This is a genomic window from Micromonospora thermarum (assembly GCF_012034245.1).
Taxonomy (GTDB): domain Bacteria; phylum Actinomycetota; class Actinomycetes; order Mycobacteriales; family Micromonosporaceae; genus Micromonospora; species Micromonospora thermarum.
The window spans coordinates 18922-45137 of record NZ_JAATEO010000019.1 but is presented as its reverse complement, the minus strand read 5'-3'; the positions used below and the strand labels follow the sequence as shown (position 1 = coordinate 45137).

At 74.6% G+C, this 26216-nt stretch carries 20 protein-coding genes; 19 read left to right on the top strand and 1 reads right to left on the bottom strand.

From position 1 onward, the window contains the following. Nucleotides 1-58 precede the first annotated feature (58 nt). From HCJ94_RS18135 to HCJ94_RS18125, 3 genes are all read left to right on the top strand, one after another. Nucleotides 59-871: an SDR family oxidoreductase gene (locus HCJ94_RS18135; protein ID WP_168002210.1), complete on the top strand. Its 813-nt coding sequence runs from the start codon at nt 59-61 to the stop codon at nt 869-871. A 70-nt stretch (nt 872-941) separates the two neighbouring features. Then, nucleotides 942-1538 carry a winged helix-turn-helix domain-containing protein gene (locus tag HCJ94_RS18130; protein WP_168002209.1) on the top strand — a complete coding sequence of 199 codons (597 nt, stop codon included), beginning with the start codon at nt 942-944 and terminating at the stop codon, nt 1536-1538. Beyond that, nucleotides 1535-2908 carry an MFS transporter gene (locus HCJ94_RS18125; RefSeq protein WP_168002208.1) on the top strand — a complete coding sequence of 458 codons (1374 nt, stop codon included), beginning with the start codon at nt 1535-1537 and terminating at the stop codon, nt 2906-2908. Before HCJ94_RS18130 ends, HCJ94_RS18125 begins: the two co-directional genes overlap by 4 nt. Before the next feature lie 239 nt (nt 2909-3147). Here the strand turns inward: HCJ94_RS18125 and HCJ94_RS18120 are convergent, their stop codons facing one another. Beyond that, a complete protein-coding gene (locus HCJ94_RS18120) occupies nt 3148-3888 on the bottom strand; it encodes a GNAT family N-acetyltransferase (RefSeq protein WP_168002207.1) in 741 nt (246 codons plus the stop codon). A 164-nt stretch (nt 3889-4052) separates the two neighbouring features. Here HCJ94_RS18120 and HCJ94_RS18115 point away from each other — a divergent pair, with 164 nt between their 5' ends. The 16 genes from HCJ94_RS18115 (at nt 4053) to HCJ94_RS18040 (ending at nt 26168) form a co-directional block, all read left to right on the top strand. Then, complete coding sequence (locus tag HCJ94_RS18115; RefSeq protein ID WP_168002206.1) at nt 4053-4262, top strand: hypothetical protein; 210 nt, start codon at nt 4053-4055, stop codon at nt 4260-4262. A 76-nt stretch (nt 4263-4338) separates the two neighbouring features. Continuing rightward, the gene (locus HCJ94_RS18110; protein ID WP_168002205.1) at nt 4339-5844 is read left to right on the top strand and encodes a replication-associated recombination protein A; all 1506 of its coding nucleotides are present in this window, start codon (nt 4339-4341) and stop codon (nt 5842-5844) included. Nucleotides 5845-8438: 2594 nt separating this feature from the next. Next, on the top strand, nt 8439-9062 hold the full coding sequence (locus HCJ94_RS18105) for a hypothetical protein (RefSeq protein ID WP_168002291.1): 624 nt from the start codon (nt 8439-8441) through the stop codon (nt 9060-9062). Between the two features lie 151 nt (nt 9063-9213). After that, nucleotides 9214-9675, top strand: coding sequence for a DUF948 domain-containing protein (locus HCJ94_RS18100; protein WP_168002204.1), 462 nt, complete (start codon nt 9214-9216; stop codon nt 9673-9675). Nucleotides 9676-9710: 35 nt separating this feature from the next. After that, nucleotides 9711-10016, top strand: coding sequence for a hypothetical protein (locus tag HCJ94_RS18095; RefSeq protein WP_168002203.1), 306 nt, complete (start codon nt 9711-9713; stop codon nt 10014-10016). Beyond that, nucleotides 10013-12691, top strand: coding sequence for an alanine--tRNA ligase (alaS, locus tag HCJ94_RS18090; RefSeq protein WP_168002202.1), 2679 nt, complete (start codon nt 10013-10015; stop codon nt 12689-12691). Before HCJ94_RS18095 ends, alaS begins: the two co-directional genes overlap by 4 nt. Nucleotides 12692-12763: 72 nt before the next feature. Then, complete coding sequence (gene ruvX / locus HCJ94_RS18085) at nt 12764-13225, top strand: Holliday junction resolvase RuvX (RefSeq protein WP_168002201.1); 462 nt, start codon at nt 12764-12766, stop codon at nt 13223-13225. Continuing rightward, on the top strand, nt 13222-14424 hold the full coding sequence (mltG, locus tag HCJ94_RS18080; RefSeq protein ID WP_168002200.1) for an endolytic transglycosylase MltG: 1203 nt from the start codon (nt 13222-13224) through the stop codon (nt 14422-14424). The genes ruvX and mltG overlap by 4 nt, the downstream gene beginning before the upstream one ends. After that, nucleotides 14424-15248, top strand: coding sequence for a shikimate dehydrogenase (locus tag HCJ94_RS18075; RefSeq protein ID WP_168002199.1), 825 nt, complete (start codon nt 14424-14426; stop codon nt 15246-15248). The genes mltG and HCJ94_RS18075 overlap by 1 nt, the downstream gene beginning before the upstream one ends. 150 nt (nt 15249-15398) lie before the next feature. After that, a complete protein-coding gene (locus HCJ94_RS18070; protein ID WP_168002198.1) occupies nt 15399-17093 on the top strand; it encodes a glycoside hydrolase in 1695 nt (564 codons plus the stop codon). Between the two features lie 212 nt (nt 17094-17305). After that, nucleotides 17306-19249: a delta-60 repeat domain-containing protein gene (locus tag HCJ94_RS18065; RefSeq protein WP_168002290.1), complete on the top strand. Its 1944-nt coding sequence runs from the start codon at nt 17306-17308 to the stop codon at nt 19247-19249. Between the two features lie 153 nt (nt 19250-19402). Then, the gene (locus tag HCJ94_RS18060) at nt 19403-21016 is read left to right on the top strand and encodes a lipopolysaccharide biosynthesis protein (protein ID WP_168002197.1); all 1614 of its coding nucleotides are present in this window, start codon (nt 19403-19405) and stop codon (nt 21014-21016) included. Between the two features lie 2 nt (nt 21017-21018). Further along, nucleotides 21019-22371 (top strand): O-antigen ligase family protein, encoded by a 1353-nt coding sequence (locus tag HCJ94_RS18055; RefSeq protein ID WP_168002289.1) that lies wholly within the window; start codon nt 21019-21021, stop codon nt 22369-22371. A gap of 56 nt (nt 22372-22427) precedes the next feature. Continuing rightward, a complete protein-coding gene (locus HCJ94_RS18050; RefSeq protein WP_168002288.1) occupies nt 22428-23993 on the top strand; it encodes a lipopolysaccharide biosynthesis protein in 1566 nt (521 codons plus the stop codon). Between the two features lie 22 nt (nt 23994-24015). Further along, the gene (locus HCJ94_RS18045) at nt 24016-24909 is read left to right on the top strand and encodes a sulfotransferase domain-containing protein (RefSeq protein WP_168002287.1); all 894 of its coding nucleotides are present in this window, start codon (nt 24016-24018) and stop codon (nt 24907-24909) included. Then, entirely contained in the window at nt 24906-26168 is a 1263-nt protein-coding gene (locus HCJ94_RS18040; protein WP_168002196.1) for a hypothetical protein, read from the top strand. Before HCJ94_RS18045 ends, HCJ94_RS18040 begins: the two co-directional genes overlap by 4 nt. Nucleotides 26169-26216: the final 48 nt, after the last annotated feature.

Genomic DNA, 26216 nt, shown 5'->3' with positions numbered 1-26216 from the left:
ACACGGCGTGTCGCCCCCGCTAACCTCATGATCGACAGAGTCGGGAGGCGGGGGCGGGATGACGCTGCTTGTGGTGGGGGCCAGCGGGTTCCTCGGTGGTGAGGTGTGCCGGCAGGCGGTGGCCGCCGGTGGGCGCGTTGTCGGGACGTACCACCGCGGCGCGGTCGCGGTGCCGGGCGTCCGGGCGCGCCGGTTGGACGTCACCGACCGGTCCGCCGTGCGGGCGCTCCTCGCCGAGGTACGCCCCGACGCGGTCGTCGCCACCCCCTACCGGTACGACGACTGGGCGGTCACCGCCGACGGGGCGGCCCACGTCGCGTACGCCGCCGCCGAGGTCGGGGCACGACTGGTGCACGTGTCCAGCGACGCCGTGCACGCCGGACGGCCGACGCCGTACCTCGACGACGAGCCGCCCACCCCGGTCTTCCCGTACGGCGCGGCGAAGGCGGCGGCCGAGACCGCCGTCCGCGCGACCGACCCCGGTGCCGTGCTGGTCCGGACCTCGCTGATCGTGGGGGAGGGGAGCAAGCAGATCCAGCTCTGCCGGGACGCCCTCGCCGGACGGGCAACCCTGTTCACCGACGAGCTCCGCTGCCCGGTCGACGTGACCGACCTGGCCGCCGCCGTCCTGGAACTGGTCGACTCCGCTGTCGCCGGCCCGTTGAACGTGGCCGGCCCGGACGCGGTCAGCCGCGCCGAGCTGGGGCTGCTGGTCGCCGCGGCGTCCGGTCTGGACCCGGCCGGCCTGAAGACCACCACGAGCGCCGAGTCGGGGCTGCGCCGCCCCGCCGAGGTACGCCTCGACTCCTCCCGCGCGGCCGGCCTGCTCCGGACCCGCCTGCGCGGCGTCACCGAACTCCTGGCCGGCTGAGCCCGGACCTCTGCACAGTTTCTGTGCACAACTCTTGTGCACAGAAACTGTGCACAGTTATTGTGCATGCATGGCTGAGGGCAAGGACGTGCGGCCCGCTCCGCGCGTGGTGCGAGTCGACCACCGCCAGGTCCGGGTGCTGGCGCATCCACTGCGGATCCGGCTGCTCGGGGCGTTGCGGGTGCAGGGCTCGGCCACCGCCACCAAGCTGGCCGAGCTGCTCGGCACCAACACCGGCGCCACCAGCTACCACCTGCGGCAGCTCGCCGAGGTGGGGCTCGTCGTGGAGGATCCGCACCGGGGCAGCGGGCGGCAACGCTGGTGGCGCGCCGCGCACGACGTCACCAACTTCGAGCCCACCGACTTCGACGACGACCCGGACGCCCGGGCAGCCATCGACTGGATCCAGGGCAACCAGGTGCGCCTGCTGGGGGAGCAGGCCGAGCGGTGGTTCGCCGTGCAGGACGAGTGGTCGCCGGCGTGGCGGGACGCCTTCGGAATGGGTGACGCCCTCCTGACCCTTCCGGTCGCCCGCCTCCAGGCTCTTCAGGCGGAACTCTGGCAGGTCCTCGAGCGCTACCGCGAGGACGCCGACCCGGCCGAGCCGGGCGCCGAGCAGGTGCAGGTCTTCCTCGCCGCGTACCCGCTGCTGGAGGGGAAGCGATGAGGCCGCTCACCGCCCACCAGGTCCGCTTCCGCTTCCTGGTGCTGCACGGGCTCCGCTGGCTGCCGGTTGGCCTGACGATCCCGGTGATCATCCTGCTCATGCAGGAGCGCGGCCTCACACTCACCCAGATCGGCCTGGCCGCCGCCGCGCAGGGGATCATCGTGCTGGCCCTGGAACTGCCGACGGCGGGACTGGCCGACGCGCTGGGCCGCCGGCCGGTGCTGGTGGTCGCCTCCGTGGTCAACCTGGCGTCCGGCCTGCTGCTCGTCGTGGCGGACACGTTCGCCCTGCTGATCGCCGTGTGGGCGATGCAGGGGGTGTTCCGCGCCCTGGACAGCGGTCCACTGGAGTCCTGGTACGTCGACTCCACCCTGGCCGCCGACCCCGACGCCGCGTACGAGAAGGGGCTGGGCCAGGGCGGCACGGTGCTCGGTGTGGCCATCGCCGCCGGGGCGTTGCTCAGCGGCGGCCTGGTCGCGCTGGGCCCGGTCGGGCCGGTCAGCGCCCTCACCGCGCCGGTCCTGGTGGCGGTGGCGTTGCAGGTCGTCGCGCTGGTCGCCCTGCTGGCCCTGCTGCGGGAGTCCCGCCCCGCCGCCGGCGGGGGAGCGCTGCGCGCGTCGGTGGCCCGGGCCCCCCGGATGATCGGCGAGGCGGTCGGGCTGCTGCGCCGCTCCCGGGTGCTGCTCGCCCTGGTGGCGGTGGAGCTGTTCTGGGGCTTCGGCATGATCACCTTCGAGAGCCTCCTGCCGGTGCGCCTCGCCGAGGTGCTGGGCGACGCCGACCGCGCGGCGGCGATCCTCGGCCCGGGCAGCACCGTCGCCTGGCTCGCCTCGGCCGGTGGCGCGGCCCTGACCCCGCTGCTCACCCGCCGGCTCGGCGCCGCGCCGGGCGCGGCCCTCCTGCGGATCGTGCAGGGCGCGACCGTCGCCGCGATGGGCCTGCTCGCCGGTCCGGTGGGCGTGCTGGTCGCGTACGTCGTCTGCTACGCGGTGCACGGCGCGTCGAACCCCCTGCACATGGGACTGGTGCACCGGCAGGTCGACGGGCCGTACCGGACCAGCGTGGTCTCGCTGAACTCGATGGTCGCCATGCCCGCCGCCGCCCTCGGCGGGGTCGTGCTCGGCCTGGTCGCCGACCGGGCCGGGGTGAGCGCCGCCATGCTCACCGGCGCGGTGGTGCTGGCCGTGGCCGCACCGCTCTACCTGCCCGCCTGGCGGGTGGCCCGCCGGAGCGGAGGCGAGCCGCGAGCCGCCGGCCCGCTCGACGGGGCGCCGGCCGAGGGCGCGCCGGCCACCGCTGCGCCGGCCGACGCCCGGTCGGCCACCGCCGTGCCGGTGCCGCGCGACGCCGCGGCGGCCGGGGGGCCGTGACGCGGTGGCCACCGGGGATCGTTGACGCGGTGGCGGCCCGGGGGCCGCGATGCGCTGGTAGCCGGAATTCGTGACGCGGTGGCGGCCGGGAGCCCTGGGGTTCCGGTGCCACCCGCGCTGACCAGGGGCCGTCCGCGGCCGGTGCCGGCGCGCAGGCTCGGACGCGTGGTCCGGCGGCGGTGAGCCGGGCCCTGACGCGTGGTCCGTGGGTGCGACGGTGGCCCGGACCGCCCGTCCGGTCACGCGAGGTGGACCGAGCTGCGTGCGAGGGTGCCGGTGTAGCCGAGCCGGCGGTACAGCCGGATCGCCCCCACGTTGTCGGTGTAGACCCCGAGCGCCACGGTGTCGTGCCGGGTGAACAGGGCCCGCGTCATGCCGGCGGTGAGTCCGGCGCCGAGCCCCCGGCCGCGCCGGTCCGGCGCGACGGTCAGGCCGGCGAGGAAGCCGATGTCGCCCCGGCTCCGGTCCGCCCCGCAGGCGACGATCCGGTCGCCGTCGCGGATGCCGTACCAGGCGACGATCCTCGGGTCGCCCGGGCGCGACGTGGTGGTCGGGAACGACTGGTCGATGAGCGCGGCCAGGGCCGGCTGGTCGGCCTCGTCGAGGCGGACCACCCGCTCCTCGTCGGGCTGCGGCGACGGGGGCGCGGTCGTCCAGAGGAAGTCCCACTCGTCGTGCCGCGCCACGGCCAGCCGGCCGGCGAGCAGGTCGGGATCGAGGCGCGGCAGGTGCAGCCACTGGCCGGGGGCGAGCGGCCCGTCCGCGACGAGGCCCGCGAAGACCTCGACCGCCGGCCCGGGGGCGCCGACCGCCCCGCCCGCCGGCCCCTGCTCGGCGGGCAGCAGCCAGCCGACCGCGCCGTCGCGTCGCCAGCCGCGTGGCGTCCCGCCCCGCCACAGGGCGTGCCGGACGTACGGGTGATGCTCGGCCGCCGCCAGGATGGCGTCCCGTCCGACCAGGGCCTCGTCCGCGATGATCATGACTTCAGCCTAGCCCGGGCCGCGTGGCTCGGCGGCGTCGCGCCGCCGGTACGGCGGGGTCGACACGGGCGGAGCGGCGCCCGGTCCAGGGTGGAGATTGACGGATGGACCGATTGGGTACATCCCGGCCGACCTACTGGGACCCCCCTCACCGGAGGAATGCCATGCTCGCCATTCTCGCGGCGATCGTTTTCGGGTTCGCCCTGCTCATCGACCTGTTGAACACCAACTTCGGCGCGCCGGACCTGTTCAACTGGAACACCCTCGTACTCATCGGGCTGCTGCTGCTCTCGCTGTACCTGGCCGGCGTCGGCCGGGGCCCGGGCGGCGGTGGCGGTCGCTGGTACCGCGGGCGGCGCCCTGGTCGGGGCTGACCGCAACCGATCACCGGAGGCCCGGTCGGCGGCGCTGATTCCGGCGTCACCGGCCGGGCCCGGTACTGTTCCCGTGATGGAGTCCGACGCCCTCTTCTCCCTCGGAGGCCCCACCGCCGCGCACGCCGCGCCCGGGGGCCCGGCCGGCGTGGACGGCTTCACTCCGGTCGGGGAGGATTCGCCCCTGGCCGTCCGGATGCGCCCGACCAGCCTGGACGAGCTGGTCGGTCAGGACCACCTCCTCGCGCCCGGTGCCCCGCTGCGGCAGCTCGTCTCCGGCGTCGCCCCGATGTCGGTCATCCTCTGGGGGCCGCCGGGCAGCGGCAAGACCACCATCGCGCACCTCGTCGCCCGCGCCACCGACCGCCGCTTCGTCGCCATGTCGGCCCTGAACGCCGGGGTCAAGGACGTCCGCGCCGTCATCGACACCGCCCGCCGGCAGCGTCGCGCCGGTGGCCCGCAGACCGTGCTCTTCATCGACGAGGTGCACCGCTTCAGCAAGACCCAGCAGGACTCGCTCCTCGCCGCCGTCGAGGACCGGACCGTCACGCTGCTGGCCGCGACCACCGAAAATCCGTACTTCTCGGTCATCTCGCCGCTGCTGTCGCGGTGCGTGCTGCTCACCCTCCAGCCGCTCGACGACGCGGCGGTACGCGGCCTTCTCCGCCGGGCGGTCGCCGACGAGCGCGGCCTGCGCGGCGCGCCGACCCTCGACCCCGACGCCGAGGACCACCTCGTCCGGCTCGCCGCCGGGGACGTCCGCAAGGCGCTGACCGCGCTGGAGGCGGCCGCCGCCTCCGCCGCCGCCGTCGGCGCCGACCGCATCGACCTCGCCACCGCCGAGCAGGCGGTGGACACCGCAGCCGTGCGCTACGACCGGGCCGGCGACGCCCACCACGACGTGACCAGCGCGTTCATCAAGAGCATGCGCGGCTCCGACGTGGACGCGGCGCTGCACTGGCTGGCCCGGATGCTGGTCGCCGGTGAGGATGCCCGGTTCATCGCCCGGCGTCTGGTGATCTTCGCCAGCGAGGACGTCGGCATGGCCGACCCGGCCGCGCTCGGCGTGGCCACCGCCGCCGCGCACGCGGTGGAGTACGTCGGCCTGCCCGAGGCCCAGCTCAACCTGGCCCAGGCGGTGATCCACCTGGCCACCGCGCCCAAGTCCAACTCGGCGACCACCGCTCTCGGGGCGGCCCTCGCCGACGTCCGCAGCGGCCGCGGCGGGCCGGTGCCGCGCGGGCTGCGCGACGCGCACTACGCCGGCGCCAAGGGCCTCGGCCACGGCACCGGCTACCACTACCCGCACGACGACCAGCGCGGCGTGGTCACCCAGCAGTACGTGCCCGACGACCTCGTCGGCACCGACTACTACCGGCCCAGCCAGCACGGGGCCGAGCGCGCCGTGGCCGACCGGCTGCCGCTGCTGCGCCGGATAGTCCGCGGGCTTCCGGCCCCGGCCGCGCGCCCGCCCGTGGCGGCCGCCGGCGGCACGGCGGGCAACGGCCGTCGCCCCGGGGGGCCGGGCGACGGCGGGGCGCACGAGGGCGGCACGGACGCCGCCGAGGAGGGTCAGCAGTGAAGTCGCGTGGGGCGGAACGACCCGAGGACGGCGCCGACGAGCGGCGTGCCAAGGGCCGGCGCTGGGGGCGGGGCAAGGCCGAGGCCGAGCCCGAGCAGCCGATCAGCGGCGAGGAGTTCGGCTGGATCGACGACCTGCGCACGGCCAAGGCGCAGCGGTCGGACCTCGGCCCGGGAGGCGGGCCGGCCGCCCCCGTGACACCGCCGGACGCGTCCGGTCCCGACCCGACCCCGCGCGGTCCGGCCGCGACGCCCCCGCCGCGCCGCGGCGAGGCGGGGCCACCGCGACCCGGTGCCGGTCCGAGGCCCGGCCCGGCCGAGCAGGCCGGCCCGGCGCGGCGAGGCGACGTCCCCGCGCCGGGTGCGCGTCCCGCCCCGCCCGCCGGCCCCGACACAGCGGCACGCCGGGCCGGCGGATGGCCGCAGGGAGGCCCGGACGGACCGGCCGGGCCGGGGGCCCCGACCGCCCCGCCACGGTCACAGCCGGCCCCGCCGGCCGGCCCCGCCGGACCCCCCCCGGCGGCCGGCCCGCGTCGCGGCGCACCCACCGGCGCCCAGACCCCGTCCGCCCAGCCCGGTCCGCGCCGCCAGGCGCCCGCCGACGTACCCGCCGCTGGCGCGCCCGGCCCGCCCGCCCAGCCCGGCCCGCCCGCCCAGCCCGGTCCGCGTCCGGCCCGGTCCGGTGGTCGCGCCGCACCGCCCGGCCCTCCCGCGGCGGGTCCGGCCGGTGCCCGGGGCGTGCCGCCGGGCCCCCACGCCGGTCCGGCCGACGCGCACGTCCCCGCGCCCGCGGGTCCGCCGGCCGCCCGTCGCGCCGGGGCCGACCCGTACCGGTCGGGTGACCTGAGCGGTTCCGCGGCCCGGGCCCGCGTGCCCCGGCCCGGCCCCGCCGCCCCGCCCCCGGCCGGCGCCGAGTCCCGACCCGGTCGTGGCGCGGCGAACCCCGGCGGCCCCTCGGACGCCGCCCCCGGCTTCGGCCGCCGACCGGGCGGGACATCCGGCGATCTGCCGGACGCGACCGCTCGCGGCGGACCGAACCGCCCGCCGGCCGCCGGTCCCGGCCGGCGCCCGGCCGTCGGCGCCGACGAACCCGTCGTGCCACGCAGCGGCAACGCGCCGCCGGTGCCGGGCCTCGCACCGCGCCGCGCCGGCCGGCGGGCCGCCGCCGAGGAGCCGACCGGACCGGCCCACGGTCCGCTGCGCGACGCGCCGGGCGTGACCGGCGAGCCCCGACCCAGCCCGGGACGCCGCAGCGCGCCGGACGGCGACGTGCCGTCCGGTGGCCGGCGGACCGTCCCGGAGGGCGTCGACGCCGCGCCGCGTGGGCGACGAGCCGCTCCGGAGGACGCCGATGCGGCGCCGCGTGGGCGACGAGCCGCCCCGGAGGAAGTCGACGCCGCGCCTCGTCGCCGGCGGGCGGCACCGGACGATGCCGCGCCCGGCGCTCCCCGGCCCGCGGGTACGGACACGCCGGGGCGTCGCGCCGCCGCCGAGGGCGAGGACCGGTCGGGCGCGGAGGGCCGGCGGGGCCGGCCGGAACGCCCGGCCGACTGGCTCCGGCAGGCGGGCCGTACCCCGCACCACACCGATCCCTTGCTGCGGACCATCAACCGTCCGGCGACCCCGCCCGGCTCGCCGGTGGCCCCGCAGAGCGGCCCGCCGGCCGGGCGCCGCGCCGCGAACACCGACGCCGGCCGCGCGCCTGCCGACGGGCCGCGCTCGGGGTTCGAGCCGCCCCGTGACGGCACCGACGCCGGCCGCGCACGGCCCGGTCGCGCCCGTCCGGCCGACGGCGCCGCCGCCGGCCCGGTCGCCGCGCGTGGCGCCGCCCGGCCGGGCGGTCCGACCCCCGGACCGGGCACGCCCGACCGGCCGCACCCACCCGCCGGTCCCGCCGCCGAGCGGCCGCGTCCGTCCGCCGCCGCCTCCGGTCCCGCGGACGACCGCCGCGCCGCCGGTCCGGGCGGGGAGACCCGTCCGCGCCGACCGGACGGCCCGCCGCTCGCCGGCGCACGCCCGGACGGCAGGCCGGGCCGAGGTGCCGCGACCCCACCCCGGCCCGGCGCGCCGACGCCACGCAACGCCGGCCCGACGCCGCCCGGCGTCGCCCGTCCCGCGCCGGGTGGCCCGCGGGGGGCCGCGGTCCCGCCCGGTGCCGTCCGCCCCGACGCCGCACCGGCCGGCCCGACGCCGCCCGGGGTGGCCCGTCCCGGCGCCCCGGCCGACGCACGGGGCGGCGCTCCCGTCCCGGGCCGGCCGCCGCTCGACGAGGGTCGGCCGGAGCCGACGTCCGGGGGACCGCGCCCCGCGGCGGGTGTGGCCCGACCGACCGGGCCCCGGCCCAGCGCGGAGGACCGGTCCTACGGTCGCTCCCTGCCGCCCCAACGGGAGCCGGGCCGACCGGAGCCGTCGGGTGTGTCGCCCGTGCGGCCGGCCGAGCCGGCGCTCGCCCGCGCGGCCGTCGCACCGCCGGTGGGTGCGGTCGCCGCCCCGCCACCGCCGGACGGCCCACCGCAGCGGCCCATCGAGCCCGCCGCCGACGACACGCCGAACCCGAGCGGGCTGCGGGGCGCCCGGTCGGAGCTTCGCCGGCAGATGCGCGAGCGGCGGCGCCTGCGGATGGGCGTCCTCGCGTTGGTCAGCATCGTGCTGCTCGGTGCCGTGCCGCTCTTCTTCGGGCTCCGGACCCTGAGCCGCGACCCGGCGTTCGACACCCTCGACGAGCTGGACGTGCCGAGCTGGGCGGCGGTGAAGACGGTCGACGACGTGAGCGGCAGCCGCTGGTGCCTGCTCGACTGCCGGCTGCGGGAGCGCACCGTGGAGTCCGAGAAGTCACCGGAGGAGACCGCGCAGGCGTACGAGGCGGCCCTGGCGAGGGACGGCTGGCGGCCGTGGAAGGTGACTCCCTGCCCGGAGCAGCCGGCGAAGGGCAGCTACACCTGCTGGCGCCGGGACGAGTTGACACTGGACCTGTGGGTGCGGGAGCCGACCTGCGTGCCGCCGCCGGTGGACGGGGAACCGGCGGTCGTCCCGTCGCCCGACCCGTCGGCCGCAGCGGAGGAGTGCGCCGGCTCGTTGGTGTCGATGAAGGTTCGCAACGCGATCGACGACGACCGTACGCGGCCGCAGCCGAGCACCGACCCGTCGCTCACCGGAGAGGATCCCTTCCCGACGCTGTCCGAGGACCCGCTCGGCGAACTGACACCCTCACCGTCCTGAGCCGGTTTCCATCACGGACGGTAGGGTCTGGGGCTGGCAGGCCCGCCTGCTCCCGTTGGTCCGTCTCGGGGGTGCGCGGCGTGGTTGTGGGTACGACGGTCGCGCGTTCCGGGACGCCCGGCGCCGCGGATTCGGCTTGAGGAGGACAGGCGTGGACTTTGGAGAGGTCGCGGCGCTGATCGCGGCGATCGCGTTCGCGATGCTGGTGTTGATCCTGATGCTGCCCATCCTGCGGCTGCGGCACACCGTGGACGCCACCACCCGGATGATCAACGACCTCAACGACCGCACCGCCCCGCTGCTCGGCGACGTCAACACCACGGTGAAGAACGTCAACACCGCCCTGGAGCAGGTGCAGACCTCGCTGGACGGCGTGAACCTCCAGCTCGCGAAGGTCGACACCATGACCAGCCACGCGCAGAACGTCACGGCCAACATCGCCAATCTCGCCACCGTCGTCTCCGCCGCCGCCGCCAACCCGCTGGTCAAGGTCGCCGCCTTCGGCTACGGCGTCCGCCGGGCCGCCTCGGCGCGCCGGCACGCCGAGACCGAGCGTGAGGTCCGCGACACCATCAAGCAGCAGCGGCGCGCCGCCCGACGCGGCAACCGCTGACCCGGGCCGGTGGCGAGCAGGAGGATGAGAGCATCATGAGGCGGTTGTTCTGGCTCGGTATCGGCCTGGCCGTCGGCGTGGTGGTGGTCCGCAAGGCCACCCGGACCGCGCAGGCCTACACTCCGGCCGGGATCGCCAGCGGGCTGTCGGAATCCGCTGGCAGCCTGGTCGAGTCGCTGCGTAGCTTCGTGGAGGACGTCCGGGTCGGGATGGCCGAGCGGGAGCAGGAGATCCACGAGGCCTTCGCCCGCGGCGAGGCGTTCGACGACCAGTTCGCCGACCTGCGGGAGGACCCGCGCATCGGCGACCGAGAGATTTTCCCGGAGGAACACGAGCGATGAAGACGGCGGAGATCAAGCGGCGGTACCTCGCCCACTTCGAGGCGAACGGTCACACCGTGGTGCCGTCCGCTCCGCTGCCCGCCATCAGCGACCCGAACCTGCTGTTCGTCAACGCCGGCATGGTGCAGTTCGTCCCCTACTTCCTCGGGCAGCAGACCCCGGCGTACCGGCGGGCGGTCAGCGTGCAGAAGTGCATCCGTACGCCGGACATCGACGAGGTCGGCAAGACCAGCCGGCACGGCACGTTCTTCCAGATGAACGGCAACTTCTCCTTCGGGGACTACTTCAAGGACGGGGCGATCCCCTTCGCCTGGGACCTGGTCACCAAGTCGGTCGACGACGGCGGCTTCGGGCTGGACCCGGAGCGGATCTGGCCGACGGTCTACCTGGACGACGACGAGGCGTTCGGCATCTGGCGGTCGGTCGGCGTGCCGGCCGAGCGGATCGTGCGCCGCGGCAAGGCGGACAACTTCTGGTCGATGGGCATCCCCGGCCCCTGCGGCCCGTGCTCCGAGCTGTTCTACGACCGTGGGCCGGAGTACGGCCAAGAGGGCGGCCCGGCGGTCGACGAGGACCGCTACATGGAGTTCTGGAACCTCGTCTTCATGCAGTACGAGCGGGGCCCGGGCACCGGCAAGCAGGACTACCCGATCCTCGGTGACCTGCCGGCGAAGAACATCGACACCGGGATGGGCCTGGAGCGGATGGCGTCGATCCTCCAGGGCGTCGACAACCTGTACGAGATCGACGAGGTCCGGCCGATCCTGGACAAGGCCGCCGACCTGACCGGCAAGCGGTACGGCGCGCAGTCCGGGCACGTCGCCAGCGAGTCGCACCCGGACGACGTGCGGCTGCGGGTCGTCGCCGACCACGTCCGCACCGCGCTGATGCTGATCGGTGACGGCGTGACGCCGAGCAACGAGGGGCGCGGCTACGTGCTGCGCCGCATCATGCGCCGCGCGATCCGCGCGATCCGTCTGCTCGGCTGGCAGGAGCGGGCGCTGCCCGAGCTGCTGCCGGTCGCCCGGGACTGCATGGCGCCGTCGTACCCCGAGCTGGCCACCGACTTCGACCGGATCGCGGACTACGCGTACGCGGAGGAGGACGCGTTCCTCTCGACGCTGCGCGCCGGCACCACGATCCTGGACACCGCCATCACCGAGACCCGCACCGCGGGCCGTACGGCGATCACCGGTGAGAAGGCGTTCCAGCTGCACGACACGTACGGCTTCCCGATCGACCTCACGCTGGAGATCGCGGCGGAGCAGGGCCTGCAGGTCGACGCCGAGGGCTTCCGCCGGCTGATGGCCGACCAGCGGGCCCGGGCGAAGGCCGACGCGCAGGCGCGCAAGACGGGGCACACCGACCTGTCGTCGTACCGGGCGGTGCTCGACGAGGGTGGGCCGGTCACGTTCACCGGCTACCACGAGGTCTCGCGGGAGTCGACGGTGCGGGCGGTGCTCGGCGCCGAGGGTCCCCGCCGGGCGGCGGTCGAGGGCGACACGATCGAGCTGGTGCTCGACGCCACCCCGTTCTACGCCGAGGGCGGCGGGCAGCAGCCCGACCTCGGCAGGATCACGGTGGGCGGCGGGCAGGTCGAGGTCCTCGACGTGCAGCAGCCGGTGCCCGGTCTGATCGTGCACCGGGCCCGGGTGCTCCGGGGCGAGGTGCGCGCGGGCGAGACCGGCTTCGCCGAGATCGACACGAGTCGCCGCCGGGCGATCTCCCGGTCGCACACCGCGACCCACCTGGTGCACCAGACCATGCGCAACTTCCTCGGTGAGTCGGCCACCCAGGCCGGTTCGCTGAACGCGCCGGGCCGGCTGCGGTTCGACTTCAACACGCCGACCGGGGTGGCGCCGAGCGTGCTGCGCGACGTCGAGCAGCAGGTCAACGAGGTGCTCCTGGCGGACCTGGAGGTGCACGCGTTCATCACCTCGCTGGAGGAGGCGCGGCGCATCGGCGCGATGGCGCTGTTCGGCGAGAAGTACGGCGAGCAGGTCCGGGTCGTCGAGGTCGGCGACTACGCCCGCGAGCTGTGCGGCGGCACCCACGTCGCCCGCTCCGGCCAGCTCGGCCTGGTGAAGATCCTGTCCGAGTCGTCCATCGGGTCCGGTGTCCGCCGGGTCGAGGCGCTGGTCGGGATGGACGCCTTCAACTTCCTCGCCCGTGAGCACCTGCTGGTCTCCCGGCTCGCCGAGCTGTACCGGGTGCCCAGCGAGCAGGTCGCCGACCGGGTCGAGCAGACGGTCACCCAGCTGCGCGACGCGGAGAAGGAGCTGGAGAAGCTGCGGGCGCAGCTGGTGCTGGGCGGTGCGGCGGCGCTCGCGGCGCAGGCGAAGGACGTGCGCGGTGTCGCGTACGTCGGCACCGAGGCCCCGGAGGGCGCGGCCGGCAACGACGTGCGGACGCTCGCCCAGGAGATCCGCGGCAAGATAGATCCGGCGCGGCCGGCGGTGGTCGCGGTGGCCGCCCGGGCCGGCGGCAAGGCGTCGCTGGTGGTGGCGGTCAACCCCGCCGCCCGCAGCCGTGGCCTCTCGGCGGCCGACCTGGTCAAGGCGGCCTTCTCCGGCCGCGGCGGGGGCAGCCCCGACCTGGCCCAGGGCGGTGGCCTGCCGGCGGCGGAGGCCCCCAACCTGCTCCTCACCGTCGAGAAGGCGGTCGCCGAGGCGTGACACGCTGTCGTACGTGGCCAGGGCGGACCGATCGGTCCGCCCTGGCCCGTTTCGGTCGAGGGGTGACCTTCCGTGACTGAACTTTCCCGCGGAGTCCGGCTCGGCGTGGACGTCGGGCAGGTCCGGGTGGGGGTGGCCCGGTCGGACCCGCACGGTGTGCTGGCCACCCCGCTCGTCACGCTGGCCCGCGACCTGACGGCGGCTCCCGACGCGGTCCCGAGCGACATCGCCGAGCTGGCGGCGCTGGTCGCGGAGCACGAGGCGGTGGAGGTCGTCGTCGGCCTTCCGGTGACCCTGGCCGGAAAGCAGGGCCCGGCCGCTGTCCACGTCAAGGCGTACGCTGACCGTCTGGCCGATGTAATAGCGCCCGTGCCGGTAGCGCTCACCGACGAGAGGATGTCCACCGTCGTGGCTAGTCGTAGGCTTGCCGAGCGTGGCGTCCGGGGACGACGACAACGCGCGGTGGTCGACCAGGCCGCCGCGGTGGAGATTCTGCAGAGCTGGCTGGACGCGCAGCGGAGGCGGACAGGATGATCGACGATCTGGACCTCGGGTTCGATGAGCAGGAACGGGGGGAGAAGGGCCGACATCGGCGCGGCTACGTACGCAAGCGCAAGAACGGCTCCGGCGGCGGGCGCGGCAAGAGCGTCCTGGCCCTGCTGTTGGCCCTGGTCCTGCTCGGTGGCATCGGCGGCGGCGCCTTCTACGGCTTCGACCGGATCCAGAGTTACTTCGTCACCCCGGACTACGACGGCAGCGGCAGCGGTGAGGTGACCGTCGAGATCAAGCAGGGTGCCCTCATCGCCGACATGGCGGTGGCGCTCTACGACGCGGGGGTCGTCAAGAGCACCAAGGCGTTCATCGAGGCGGCGGAGGCCAACTCCCGCAGCACCAACATCCAGCCGGGCCTGTACAAGCTGCGCAAGCAGATGAGCGGCGAGAGCGCCGTCGCGGCGATGCTCGACCTGAAGAACCGCGTCGTGAACGGGCTCACCATCCGGGAGGGCCTCACCGCCAAGAACGTCTTCAAGCTGCTCTCCGACAAGACCAAGATCCCGGTCAAGGAGTTCGAGGAGGCGGCGAAGGACCCGATCGGGCTCGGCGTCCCGAACTGGTGGTTCAACCGGGGCGACGGCAAGAAGGCCACGAAGTCGATCGAGGGTTTCCTCTACCCGGACACGTACGAGATCCCGCCGAACGCGACCGCCGAGTCGATCCTCAAGCTGATGGTGGAGAACTTCGTCGCCGTCACCGGTGAGCTCCAGTTCGCCGACAAGGTGCAGAAGGGCCTGGGCGGGGTCAGCCCGTACGAGGCGCTGATCGTGGCGTCGCTCGCGCAGGCGGAGGCCGGCAACAAGGACGACCTCGGCAAGGTCTCCCGGGTCGCCTACAACCGGGTGTACAAGGGCAACTTCCCGTGCGGCTGCCTGGAGATGGACGTCACGGTCAACTACTACCTGGAGCTGACCGGCCAGCGGACCAAGGCGTCCAAGGACATGACCGCGGCCGAGCTGGACAACCCGAAGAACCCGTACAACCGCAAGCTGCGGGGCATGATCCCCGGCCCGATCAACAACCCGGGCAAGGACGCGCTGGCCGGAGCGATGGCGCCGCCGAAGGGCAACTGGCTGTTCTTCGTGGCGATCGACAAGGAGGGGCACTCCGAGTTCGCCGAGACCTACGAGCAGCACGTGCGCAACGAGGCCAAGGCCCGGGAGGCCGGGATCATCTGATGGCGGTCGCGCGACGGGCGGCGGTGGTCGGCAAGCCGATCGCGCACTCGCTCTCCCCGGTGATCCACAACGCCGGCTACGCGGCGGCCGGCCTGGCCGGCTGGTCGTACACCCGGTTCGAGTGCGCGGAGTCGGAACTGCCCGGCCTGGTCGCCGGTCTCGGCCCGGAGTGGGCCGGGCTCTCGGTGACCATGCCGGGCAAGGAGGCGGCGCTCGCGGTGGCCGCCGCCGCGTCGCCCGTCGCGACCGCCGTCGGTGCGGCCAACACGCTGGTACGGCGTCCGGACGGCACCTGGTACGCGGACAACACGGACGTCGCCGGCATGGTCGAGGTGCTGGCCGACGCCGGCGTACGGCCGGATGCCACGGTGACGGTGCTCGGCGCCGGCGGCACCGCGCGGGCGGCGGTCGCCGCGGCGGCGCGGTTGCGTGCGCGGGCGGTCACCGTGGTGGCCCGGCGCGCGGAGGCGATCGACGACCTGCGGCCGGTGGCCGGGGCGGTCGGCGTGCCGCTCGTCGGCGCGCCGTGGGACGACGCCACCGGGCAGGCCGGCGCCGACGTGGTGATCTCGACCGTGCCGAAGGGCGTCGCCGACCCGCTCGCCGCGTCGGTGACCTGGCGACCGGGCACCGTGCTGTTCGATGCCCTCTACGATCCCTGGCCGACGCCCCTGGCGGCAGCCGCGCGCACCGCCGGCTGCCGGATCGTCTCCGGCCTCGACCTGCTGCTCGCCCAGGCGATCGGGCAGTTCGAGCAGTTCACCGGCGTGCCCGCACCCCGCGCGGCGATGGCCGCCGCCCTCGCCGAGGCGCGCGGCGACTGACCGCACGGCGGGAGGGCGCCGTCCCCTGTGGCGTGCGCGGGATCCTTAGGCGACGGTTAAGACCCGCTTAGGTCCGGCTGACGTCCCCACGACGTGTCGCGTCCATCGATACGCTGCCGAGAGTAAACGCAGCAGACACAGGGAGTTTCGTTGGGTAGGCGCGGAGTGCACCGACTCACCCGGCACTACCGCCCGCGGCGCAAGGCGGTGCTGCTCGGCGCGGTCGCCGCGACCGTGGTGGGCGGGCTGGTGGCCGGCGTGATGCCGCTGCTGGCGGCCGACGACCTGTCCGTGCCCGCGGTGGCCGACACGACGGCCACCCCGGTCTCGCAGGACGGCGACAACGGCGCCAGGACCACCCTCGCCACCTGCCCGGCGCGGTGCGACGCCAACCCCCGCGGCACCCGCGAGGCAGTCATCCGGTTCGCGGTGACCACCCTGCCGGCGAACGCCGTCAACATCCGGGCCACGCTGCGGGTGCACGCCTGGCAGACGTTCGACGCGACGGTGACGGCCCACGCTTCCACGGTGGACGCTCGCCTGGCGCGGCCCGTACCGGCGCCGGCGGGCGCCGCCCTCGACACGGTCGACGGGGTCGAGCCCGGCTTCAACGAGTGGGACGTCTCCGAACTGGTGACCGGCAACGGCACGATCACGGTGTCGCTGGCCCAGGCCGGGCTGGAGACCCGCGTCTACTGGGCGTCGTCGGAGAACCGCAACCCCGACGTGCGTCCCCGGCTGGAACTCCGCTACGACATCGGCAGCCGGCCGATCCCGGCGCCGAGCAGCGCCGCGCCCTCGCCGAGCCGCACGACAGCGCCCACCACCCCGCCCCCGCCGTCGCCGAGCGCCAGCCCGAGCCGTCCGGAGCCGAGCCCGACCCGGACGCCGTCGCCGCGCCCGGCGGGCTGCGGGCAGGTCTCGTCGAAGCTGGTGCCCTCCTGTGGCGCCTGGTGGGGGATGTACTCGCCGACCAACCCCGCGACCTGGGACCACGGCCGCGCCGTCACCGACATCGAGTCACAGGTCGGGCGCAGGTTCGACATCGTGCACCGCTACCACGACTTCTCCAACGACGGCAGCAACGGCGCCTTCCCGGACGCGTACGAGCAGCAGCAGATGCGTGAGGGCCGGCTGATGTTCTTCGCCTGGGAGTCCCGGATCTTCTCCTCCGGCACTGTTCTCACCTGGAAGGACGTCTACAGCGGACGGCACGACGCGACGATCGACGCGGTCGCCGGCCGGATCCGGGCCACCGGGGTGCCGGTGTTCATGGGCTTCGACCACGAACCGGAGGACGAGCCGGCCAAGGGCAGCGACGCCGACTTCGTCCGCGCGTGGCGGCACGTCCACGACCGGTTCGCCGCCGCCGGCGCCCACAACGCGGTCTGGGTGTGGACGATGATGGGCTGGTCGGGCCACTACAGCCGGTACGCGGGGCTGTACCCGGGCGACCGCTACGTGGACTGGGTTGCCTGGGACCCGTACAACTTCCACGTCTGCAACGGGAGCACGGTCTGGAAGAGCCCGGCGACCACCGTGGGCAGCTTCTACCGCTGGCTCGACCGGACCGGCATCGGCGCCGGCAAGCCGCGCATGCTCGCGGAGTTCGGCACCAACTTCAACTCCGCCGATCCGGACGCCAAGCGGCGCTGGTTCGAGGAGTTCCCCGCCGCGCTCAAGGCGCACCCGAAGATCAAGGCGGCAATCTACTTCAACTCCGCCGGCATGACCACCCGGACGAACACCTGCGACATGACGATGAACCACGACGCGTCCGCCCTGGCCGGGTTCGCCCGGGCCGGCCGCGACGCCTACCTGCGCCAACCGACGCCGGGTAGCTGACCGCGTATCGACCGCGCGACGGGGGAGGGATGGCGGACGGCGAGTCGGACATCCGACCCGGTACGCTCGCCGTCGTCGCGTGGGGTCCGTGACCGCCCAATCGGCGGATATCGCCGACCAGGGTCGGCGGGGCACGCTACGCGGGTTCTCATCCACCTTGGAGGCGTAGCGTGCCCGAAGTCTCGCTCTCTCGGCGATCCGCCGGATTCCGCATCCGCGCGGCCGCGGTCGGTCTGGTGACCGTCGCCGCCGTGTTGGCCGTCCCGTCGGCGGCGTCCGCCGCCGTGGTGCCGGCGCCCGAGACGCAGACCCTGGTGTCGGCGAACCCCGCCGACGCCACCCCGCACGCCCGTGACGGCGAGACCCGCGCGTTCGCGCAGGTCGGCTCGATGGTGTACGTCGGTGGCAGCTTCACCCAGATCCGACAGAACGCGAGCGCGGCCTGGACGACCCGCAGCTACCTGTTCGCGTACGACCGGACCACCGGCACGATCTCCACCACCTTTCTGCCGGTGCTCGACGGGCCGGTCAACTCGCTGATCGCCGGCCCGAACGGCACGCTGATCGTCGGTGGCGGCTTCAAGACCGTCAACGGCGTGTCCCGTAAGAATCTGGTCGCGCTGAACGCGACGACCGGGGCGATCGTCGACAGCTGGGTGGGCCGCTCGGACGGCGGCATGATCCGCGACATGGTGCGGCACGACAACTGGCTGTACGTGGCCGGCGCGTTCAACTGGATCAACGGCACCGCGCACAACGGGCTGGCGCGGCTCAACTTCACGACCGGCGCGATCGACTCCGGCTTCAACATCAACGCCACGGTCGGGCGGCACGGCACCAGCTCGTACGCCTGGACGATCGACGTCACCCCGGACGGGAACACGCTCGTCGTCGGCGGCAACTTCACGTCCGTCAACGGCCTGTCGCGCAACCAGATGGCGCTGGTCGACCTCTCCGGCACCCCCTCCGTGATCAACTGGAGCACCGAGAAGTTCGTGCCGCCGTGCGCGAGACCCGACATCTTCGTGCACTACGTGCAGGACGTGAAGTTCGGCGGCAACGGCACCTGGTTCGTCGTCGGCACCAACGGCGGGGCGGGCTGGCCGGAAGCGTACTGCGACGCGCTGGTCCGGTTCGAGACGGCCGCCCGCGGCTCCGGCCAGCTCGGCACCTGGGTCGACTACACCGGCAACGACACGATCACCTCCGTCGAGGTGGCGGACAACGTCATCTACCTCGGCGGGCACTTCCGCTGGCTGAACAACCCGCACGCGCACGACGCCGCCGGTCCCGGTGCCGTCGACCGGCTCGGCATCGCCGCCGTCACCCCCGCGACCGGAATGCCGGTCCACTGGAACCCCGGCCGCCGGGGCAGCTCGTCCATGCCGGCCGGCACCAGCTCGTGGGGCTCGCAGGTCCCGGTGCTCTGGCGGGGCAGCGACGGGCTCTACTTCGGACACAACTCCGACGGCATGGGCGGCGAGTACCACGGCCGGCTCGGCATGTTCCCGCTCTCCGGCGGGCGCTACATCGTGCCGAAGAACCCGCCGACCGCGACCACCGGCAACCTGTACCTCGGCACCGGCGACGGCACGGTGGCGAAGGTGCCGTTCAACGGTGCCAGCGTCGGCACCCCGACCACCGCCAGCCAGCCGAACTACACGGGCGCGGGGGCGACCTGGCGGGTGGGCGACCGGATCTACTGGGCGCACACGGTCGCCGGTACCCCCACCGGCAGCCGGATCGACATCTCGATTTTCAACGGCGGCACCATCGGCGTCCCGTGGGAGTCGTCCGGATACAACGACTGGTTCAACGCGGCGAGCATGACCGGCGCGTTCTTCCTCAACGGCCGGCTCTACTACACCCGCAGCGGTGCGAACGCCCTCTACTACCGGTACTTCGAGACCGACGGGAACTACCTCGGCGCCACCGAGTTCACCCTGCCCACCACCGGCGTCACGTGGTCCTCGGTCCGTGGCATGGCCTGGGTCGCGGGCAAGATCGTGTACGGCGGCACCGACGGTACGCTGCGCAGCGTGCCCTTTGACCCGACCGCCAGCCCGGCGGTCAACGGTTCGGGGAGCGTGGTGGTCGCCCCGGCGAGCGCCGAGCTGAGCTGGTCCACCCCGCGGACGTTCTTCTCGGTCCAGTGACCGTCACCCGGTCGTGACGGGTGGTTAGTAGATTGTTCACGTCGGGTCGGCAGCGGATACCCGTCGCCGACCCGCAACGTCGGGAGGGACCGTCCGCGTCGCCGGCGCCCGCGACGTTCCCCGGTGAAGAGACCACACAGACGGTGAAGCTCCATGACTGATGCACCTCCCGGTTCCTGGTCCGCCGACATGCCCGGCGGCGGAGGCGCGCCGGCCCGTACGGTCACCCTGACCGACCTGCTGCGCGTCCCGTTACACCGGATCCGGTTGGTGGCTGCGGTCGCCGCGGTCGGCCTGGCCGCCGCCCTCGGGTACGTCTTCCTCGTCCCCGGTGCGGTCACCGCGAACGCCGTGGTGGCGGTCCGCCCCGTCGTCACCGACGCCTTCACGCCCAGCGGCGCCGCCGCCGACCGCGCGGTGAACATGAACGTGGAGAGCGGCATCGCCACCGGCACGGACGTGGTGCAGCGGCTCGCCGAGGCGAACGGCGAGGACCAGCGCGACATCCGGGACTCCCTCGACGTGGAGGTGCCCGCCGGTGGACAGGTCCTGCGGTTCTCCTACACGGGCCGGTCGGCGGAGGAGGCGGTCCGCAGCGTCAACCTCGCCGCCCAGGCCTACCTCGACGTGCGCCGTTCCATGTACGAGAAGCAACGCGAGGAGATGCTGCGCTCGTACGACGAGAGCATCGACAAGGTCACCGAGCAGCAGGCGGCGCTGCAACGGCGAGTGGCCGCCGCCAGGGACGGCGCCCGCGACGCCGCGGTGGCCGAACTGTCCGGCGTCAACAGCCAGCTGACGCAGTTGAGCTCGGCGCGCACCGAGATCGCGGCGGTGGACGTCAACCCGGGTTGGGTCACCCAGACGGCCGAGCGTGCCCTGGTCTCCTCGGGTGGTCGGGGCCCGCTCTACATCCTGGCCGGCCTGTTCGGCGGTGTCCTGCTCGGTGTGGTGCTGGCGTACGCCTGGGAGTCGATGGACCGGCGGATCCGCTCGGTGGACGACGGCCGGGACGCCACCGGCCTACCCCTGCTCGGCACGGTCCGTAGCCGTGGGCTGCGCGGCTCCCGGCACGCGGTGGACGCCGACATCCGGTACGTGGCGATGGCGATCGCCGAGCGGGTACGCGAACCGGCCCGGGTGGCGCTGCTGACCACCCGGGAGGACCAGACCGTGATGACCGCCGGGTTGGCGGTGGCGCTCGCCGCGACCGGACGGGACGTGTACGTCGCCGACGACAGTGGCCGCCTGGAGCGCCTGCGTGCGGAGGTGCTGGCCGGACTGGGACGACTCCCGGCGGTGGCCAACCCGGCCCGGCCCGCCGTTCCCAAGCCCCGCGAGGGCGGGGCGGTCACGGTCGACGACATCACGGAGCAGATCGCCGTCCGGCGGCCCTCCCCGCACCCGACGGGCGGCCGTCCCGTGACCGACCCGGACGCCACGATGACCCTGCCCCGGGTGACCTCCGGCGTGCCGGCCAGCGGAAAGAGCAAGGTCAGGGAGACCGCCGACGAGGTGCCCGTGGGAGCCGGCGGCGTACGGTTCGGTACCTGGCGGCAGCGCGCCGCCCAGGGGCTGGTGCTGTTCAACGCGCCGCCGGCCGAGGCGGACGAGCGTGGTGTCGCGGCGGCCCGGCAGGGCACCGCGGTCGTGGTGATCGAGCAGGACCGCACCCGGCAGGCCGATCTCCGCCGGCTCGCGGAGCGGCTGCGCGCCGCGGGTGTCGCCCCACTGGGTTTCGTCCTGACCCGTGGCGGGCGAGGGTGACGGTGCCCACCCGGGCCCCGTCCGTTCACGAGCCGGCCGGCGAGGGCCCGGCGGCTATCGGGCCGCCGCCACCTCCGCCCCCGCCGCCACCCCGGCTGCCGGTCTGGCCGCTGGGGATGATGTTCGGCCTGGTGCCCGTCTGGTGGCTGGCGGGTGCCTACTACCTCGGCTGGTCGCTCCTCGGCGCGGTGCTCCTCGCGTTGCTGCTCGTCCGGGGCCGGGTGCCGCTGCCGCCGGCCACCGGCATCTGGCTGCTGTTCCTCGCGCTCGTGGTGCTCAGTGCCACCCAGTTGCCGTCGTTCGGCTCGCTACCGGCGTTCGGCCTGCGGTTGGGCTTCTACGTCACGGCTCTGGTCGTCGCCGTCTACGCCTACCTTGTCGCGCGCGAACGCGCCGACCAGGCGGCCGTGCTCGTGCCGCTCTGCGCGTTCTGGTTCGGCCTGGTGGCGCTGGGCTGGCTGGGCGTGCTGGCGCCGCGGTTGGCCCTGACCACGCCGGTGGAGGTGCTGCTCCCGGGCGGGCTCGCCAGCAACTCGTACATCCAGGACCTGGTCCACATCACCACCGCGGAATACAGCGCCCGGTCGCTCAACCCGATCTATCGGCCGGCGGCGCCCTACCCCTACACCAACAACTACGGCAGCGCCTTCGCGATGACGTTGCCCTGCGTGGTCGCGTTCACGATGCTGCGTCGCCGGGGACTGCTCCGCTGGGCGTTGCTGGTGTCGCTGCCGCTGTCGCTGGCGCCGGCCTTCCTCACTCTCAACCGGGTGATGTTCGCCAGCCTCGGCGCCGGCCTCGCCGTACTCGGCGTCCGGGCCGCACTGCGCGGCAACGTGCGGGTGGGTCTCTCCGTCGTCGGCGTCATAGTGGTCGGCGGGCTCGCCACCCTCTTCATCCCGGTCGCCGAGCTGATCGCCAACCGGGTCGAGTCCAGCGACACGAACGCCGACCGCTTCTCCCTGTACGCGGAGGTGCTCCGGCGGATCAAGGAGTCGCCGTGGCTCGGCTACGGCGCTCCGGTCAGCGCGGACACCGTATCCGCCGACGTGCCGGTGGGCACGCAGGGTCAGCTGTGGATGGTGCTGTTCAGCCACGGTGTGCCCGCGCTGCTCTGCTTCGTCGCCTGGTTCGTCGTCGTCGCCGTCATCTGCGCCCGAGCGCGGTCCGCCGCCGGGCAGTGGCTGGCGGCGGTCCCGGTGGTGTGCCTGGTGCAGATCCCGTTCTACGGCATGGCGAGCCCGAACCTCGCAGTCGCCTTCTTCGGCATCGGCGTGGCGTTGGCACTGACCGAGCGGGAGGCGGCGGCGCGCTGGCGACCCCGCCGGGGCGAGCGGGAGGTGGCACCGGCGTGAGCACCACGGCCCACGGGACCACCGGCCCCCGTCCGGAAACCCCGTCCGGCCCCGGCCTGCCGGGCTCCGCCACCGGGGCCGACGGCCGGGCGGAGATCCAACGCAGTGCTCGCAGCGGGGTCGCCGGGCTGGCCGGCGCGGCCGCCAACGGCCTGTTCGGGTTCGTCCTGGCGGTCGTCATCACCCGGGGCTTCGGCACCGCCGGCTCGGGTCTGCTCTTCGCCGCGATCGGCGTGGTGACGGTCGCCGCCGCCCTGTGCACCCTGGGCGCCGAGACCGGACTGATCTGGACGTTGCCACGGCGGCGCATGGGCCCCCGCGGTGACGCCGCCCGGGTGCTGCCGGTGGCACTGCTCCCGCCGCTGGCGGCCGGGCTCGTGGTGGGCGCTGTCGGGATGGTGGCCTCCGACGCGCTGGCGCCCCGGTTGCTGGACGACTCCCGGACCGACGGTGGAGCGCTGCTGGCGATGACCTTCGCGGCGGTGCCCGTGGTCGTCCTGATGACGCTGCTGCTCGCGGCGCTGCGCTGTGCCCGGTCGATCCGGGCGTACGTCCTCGTGCAGTCCATCCTCCTGCCGGTGGCCCGGCCGCTGCTGGTCGGCGCGGCGGTCCTGGTCGGCGGGGGGCTGCTGGCCGGCATGGCGGCCTGGCTCGTCCCGGCGGGCATCGTCGTGCTGGTCTGTCTGGCCCTGGTCGCCGGTCCGCTGGGGGTCCGGCAGGGCGCCGTTCTGCGGCCGGACCGGGGGGACTGGTCGACGTTCTGGCGGTTCGCGCTGCCCAGGGCGGCGTCCGCCGCGATCGACGCGGGCAGCATGTGGGTCGGTGTCCTGCTCACGTCGGTGCTGGCCGGCCCGTCCGACGCCGGGGTGTTCGGTGCCGTGGGCCGCTACATCCTCGCCGGGCAGCTCGCGCTCCACGGCCTGCGGGTCGCCGTCTCGCCTCAGCTGTCGCGCCTGCTCAGCCGGGGTGAGCAGGGTGCCGCCGCCGCCGTGCACCGACAGCTGACCGCCTGGGGGCTGGTGCTCTCCTGGCCGGTCTACCTGCTGCTCGCCGTCTTCGGGTTGGCGTTCCTCGAACTCTTCGGTTCGGGGTTCACCGCCGGTGCCACCGCGATGACGGTGCTCGCGCTGGCCATGCTGGTCAACACCGGAGTGGGGAACGTGCAGAGCCTGCTGCTGATGGGCGGGCGGAGCGGGCTGCACCTGGCGGCCACCGTGGCCGGGCTGACCGTGACCGTCACCCTGAGCACGATGCTGATCCCCACCTACGGAGCGACCGGCGCCGCCCTCGGCTGGGCCGCCGGCATCGTCACCGAGAACCTGACCGCCGTGGGCTTCGCACGGGCGGTGGTGGGGCAGCCACTGGTCGACAGGGGAATCCTCCGGGCCGCCGCGGCGACCGTGACCGGCGTGGGGACGGCCGCCGGCGCCGGGGTGCTGGTCGGTGGCCGGGGCATCGCCGGCCTGACGGTGGCGGTCGGAGTGCTGGCCGTCGGTTGCGTCGGCTTGCTGACGTTGCCCCGGGTGCGGCACGGCATCCGGGCGATCATGGTGCAGGTGCGAGGGCGGGAGCGGGGGACCCCGAACATCCCCGATCCGGCCCGGGAAGCGAAGGGCAGGTGAGGTGCGCGTCGTGCCCCCGTACATCCGTGACCGCGTGAAACAGCTCGTACCGACCCAGGTGTCGAACCGGGTCAGGGAGACCCTCAAGGACTACGGGATCCGGACCGCCGACCAGCGGCCGTTACCGGATTTCCTCATCATCGGCACCAAGCGGGGCGGCACCACGTCGCTGTGGAACTACCTGATCCAGCATCCGCTGGTGCCCCGTCTCTTCCCCGCCTGGAACATGAAGTCCGCCCACTACTTCGAGGAGAACTGGCGGCGCGGCGAGGCCTGGTACCGGTCGCACTTCCCCACCCGCCGCCAGCGGGAGGCACTGCGGCGGCGGCACGGGCACCCGGCGCGGGTGGGCGAGGCCGCGCCGCTGTACATGTTCCATCCGCTCGCCGCGCAGCGGGTCGCCGCGCTGATGCCGTCGGTGAAGCTGATCGTGCTGCTCCGAGACCCCGTGGAACGGGCGTACTCGCACTGGAAGGAGCGGCGCACGCACGGCGTCGAGCCGCTGGACTTCGCCGACGCCCTCGCCGCCGAGGACGAGCGCACCGCGGGGGAGCGGGAGCGACTGATCGCCGAGCCGGAGTCCGTCAGCGAGGCGTACGACTGGTACTCGTACCGGGCCCGGGGCCGCTACCTGGAGCACCTGGAGCCGTGGCTGGAGCGCTTCGACCGGGAGCAGTTCCTCTTCCTGCCCAGTGAGGACCTCTACCGGGACGCCCGGACGACGTACCGCCGGACGCTGGACTTCCTCGGGCTGCCCGCGCACGACCTGCCGAACTTCAAGGTCTACAACGACCGCCGCTCGTCGCCGCTGGAACCCGCGCTGCGGGCGGAACTGACCGCGTACTACCGCCCGTACAACGACGCGCTGCGGCAGCGGCTCGGGATGGACCTCGACTGGCCGGACCGGGCCGCGTGACCGCGTCGGCGACCACGCCGGACGACCCGCGTACGCGCACCGACGGGTTGGGCTGGGTGACCCGTGCGGTCTTCGGCGACGAACGGGTCGCGCTCACCGTGGGCGGCCGTCCGCCGGCCGGTCACCGGGTGGTGACGCGGTACGCGGTCGTCCCGTCGCTGGAGCGGGCCCGCTTCCTGCTCCCGCTGGGCGCGCCCCGGGCCACGGCCGCGTCGCTGCTGGCGTACAACGCGCTGCGACCGCCGAAGGTGCGGGCGGTCCGGGCGGTCCTCGGCGGGATCGCCCGCCTGCGCGGGATCGAGGTGGCCCGGTTCCCGACGCTGACCGTGTCGCTGCCCGACGGGGTGGCCGCCGACGAGGCGCTGCTCGCGCACCGGCTCGCCGCCCTCCTCGGCGGCGCGCCGGCGTACGCGGCGTGCGGCGTACGCCCGCCGGATCCGAACCACAAGCCGACCCTGCAGCTGTTCGGCGCGGACGGCCGGCCGCTCGGTTACGCCAAGATCGGCTGGAACGGCGCCACTCGCGCGCTGGTGACGGCCGAGGCGGCGGCCCTGCGTGAGCTGCCGGTGCTGGCCGGGGTGCCGGGCCACCCGGTGGCCCCCCGGTTGCTCGCCGAGACCGCCTGGGCCGGGCAGGTCGTGGCGCTGGTCGAGCCGCTGCCGTCCGACGTGCGCGGAGTGCCGGTCACCGACCCGCCGGAGGTGGCCGCGGTGCTCGCGGTGGCCCGTCGGGGCCGCCCGCCGGCTCCGCCGCGTCCGCTGGCCGGGTCGACGTTCCTGGACCGGCTCACCGCGACGGCGGAGCGGGCGGCCGCCGCGACGCCGGAGGGCGCGCGGGCGGTCGCCGCGGTGGCCGCGCTCGCCCGCCGGCATGGTGGGACGGCCGTCGAGTTCGGCCACTGGCACGGCGACTGGGTGCCGTGGAACCTGGGCCGGCACGCCGGCCGGCTGGTCGCCTGGGACTGGGAGCACAGCGGCCCGGACGTGCCGCTCGGCTTCGACCTGGCGCACGACGCGTTCCAGCGCGCCCTGGTGCTGCGCGGCGAGCCGGCCGCCGTCGCGGCCGGCGCGGTGGACGTGCAGCTCGACCGGTACGGCGACGCGCTGGGCCTGGAACCGGCCGGGCGCCGGCTGGTGGCCGACTCGTACCTGCTGGAGATGTGGCTGCGGACGTGGCGCCTCGCCGACGCCGGTGCGGGATGGAATTCCGCCTTGCATCCCGCGCTGTTGGACGTGGCCGACATGCGACATAACGGGTGAACCGCAGGTCTCGCCGGGGTATTGACGCCGGGTCCACTCCGGAGTGTG

Coding starts and splice junctions, on each gene's coding strand:
- HCJ94_RS18105 (WP_168002291.1), top strand. CDS start 8,439: ATGCGCGAGCGGCGGCGCCTGCGGATGGGCGTCCTCGCGTTGGTCAGC.
- alaS (WP_168002202.1), top strand. CDS start 10,013: ATGAAGACGGCGGAGATCAAGCGGCGGTACCTCGCCCACTTCGAGGCG.
- HCJ94_RS18060 (WP_168002197.1), top strand. CDS start 19,403: ATGACTGATGCACCTCCCGGTTCCTGGTCCGCCGACATGCCCGGCGGC.
- HCJ94_RS18075 (WP_168002199.1), top strand. CDS start 14,424: ATGGCGGTCGCGCGACGGGCGGCGGTGGTCGGCAAGCCGATCGCGCAC.
- HCJ94_RS18115 (WP_168002206.1), top strand. CDS start 4,053: ATGCTCGCCATTCTCGCGGCGATCGTTTTCGGGTTCGCCCTGCTCATC.
- HCJ94_RS18135 (WP_168002210.1), top strand. CDS start 59: ATGACGCTGCTTGTGGTGGGGGCCAGCGGGTTCCTCGGTGGTGAGGTG.
- HCJ94_RS18110 (WP_168002205.1), top strand. CDS start 4,339: ATGGAGTCCGACGCCCTCTTCTCCCTCGGAGGCCCCACCGCCGCGCAC.
- mltG (WP_168002200.1), top strand. CDS start 13,222: ATGATCGACGATCTGGACCTCGGGTTCGATGAGCAGGAACGGGGGGAG.
- HCJ94_RS18120 (WP_168002207.1), bottom strand. CDS start 3,888: ATGATCATCGCGGACGAGGCCCTGGTCGGACGGGACGCCATCCTGGCG.
- HCJ94_RS18095 (WP_168002203.1), top strand. CDS start 9,711: ATGAGGCGGTTGTTCTGGCTCGGTATCGGCCTGGCCGTCGGCGTGGTG.
- HCJ94_RS18130 (WP_168002209.1), top strand. CDS start 942: ATGGCTGAGGGCAAGGACGTGCGGCCCGCTCCGCGCGTGGTGCGAGTC.
- HCJ94_RS18125 (WP_168002208.1), top strand. CDS start 1,535: ATGAGGCCGCTCACCGCCCACCAGGTCCGCTTCCGCTTCCTGGTGCTG.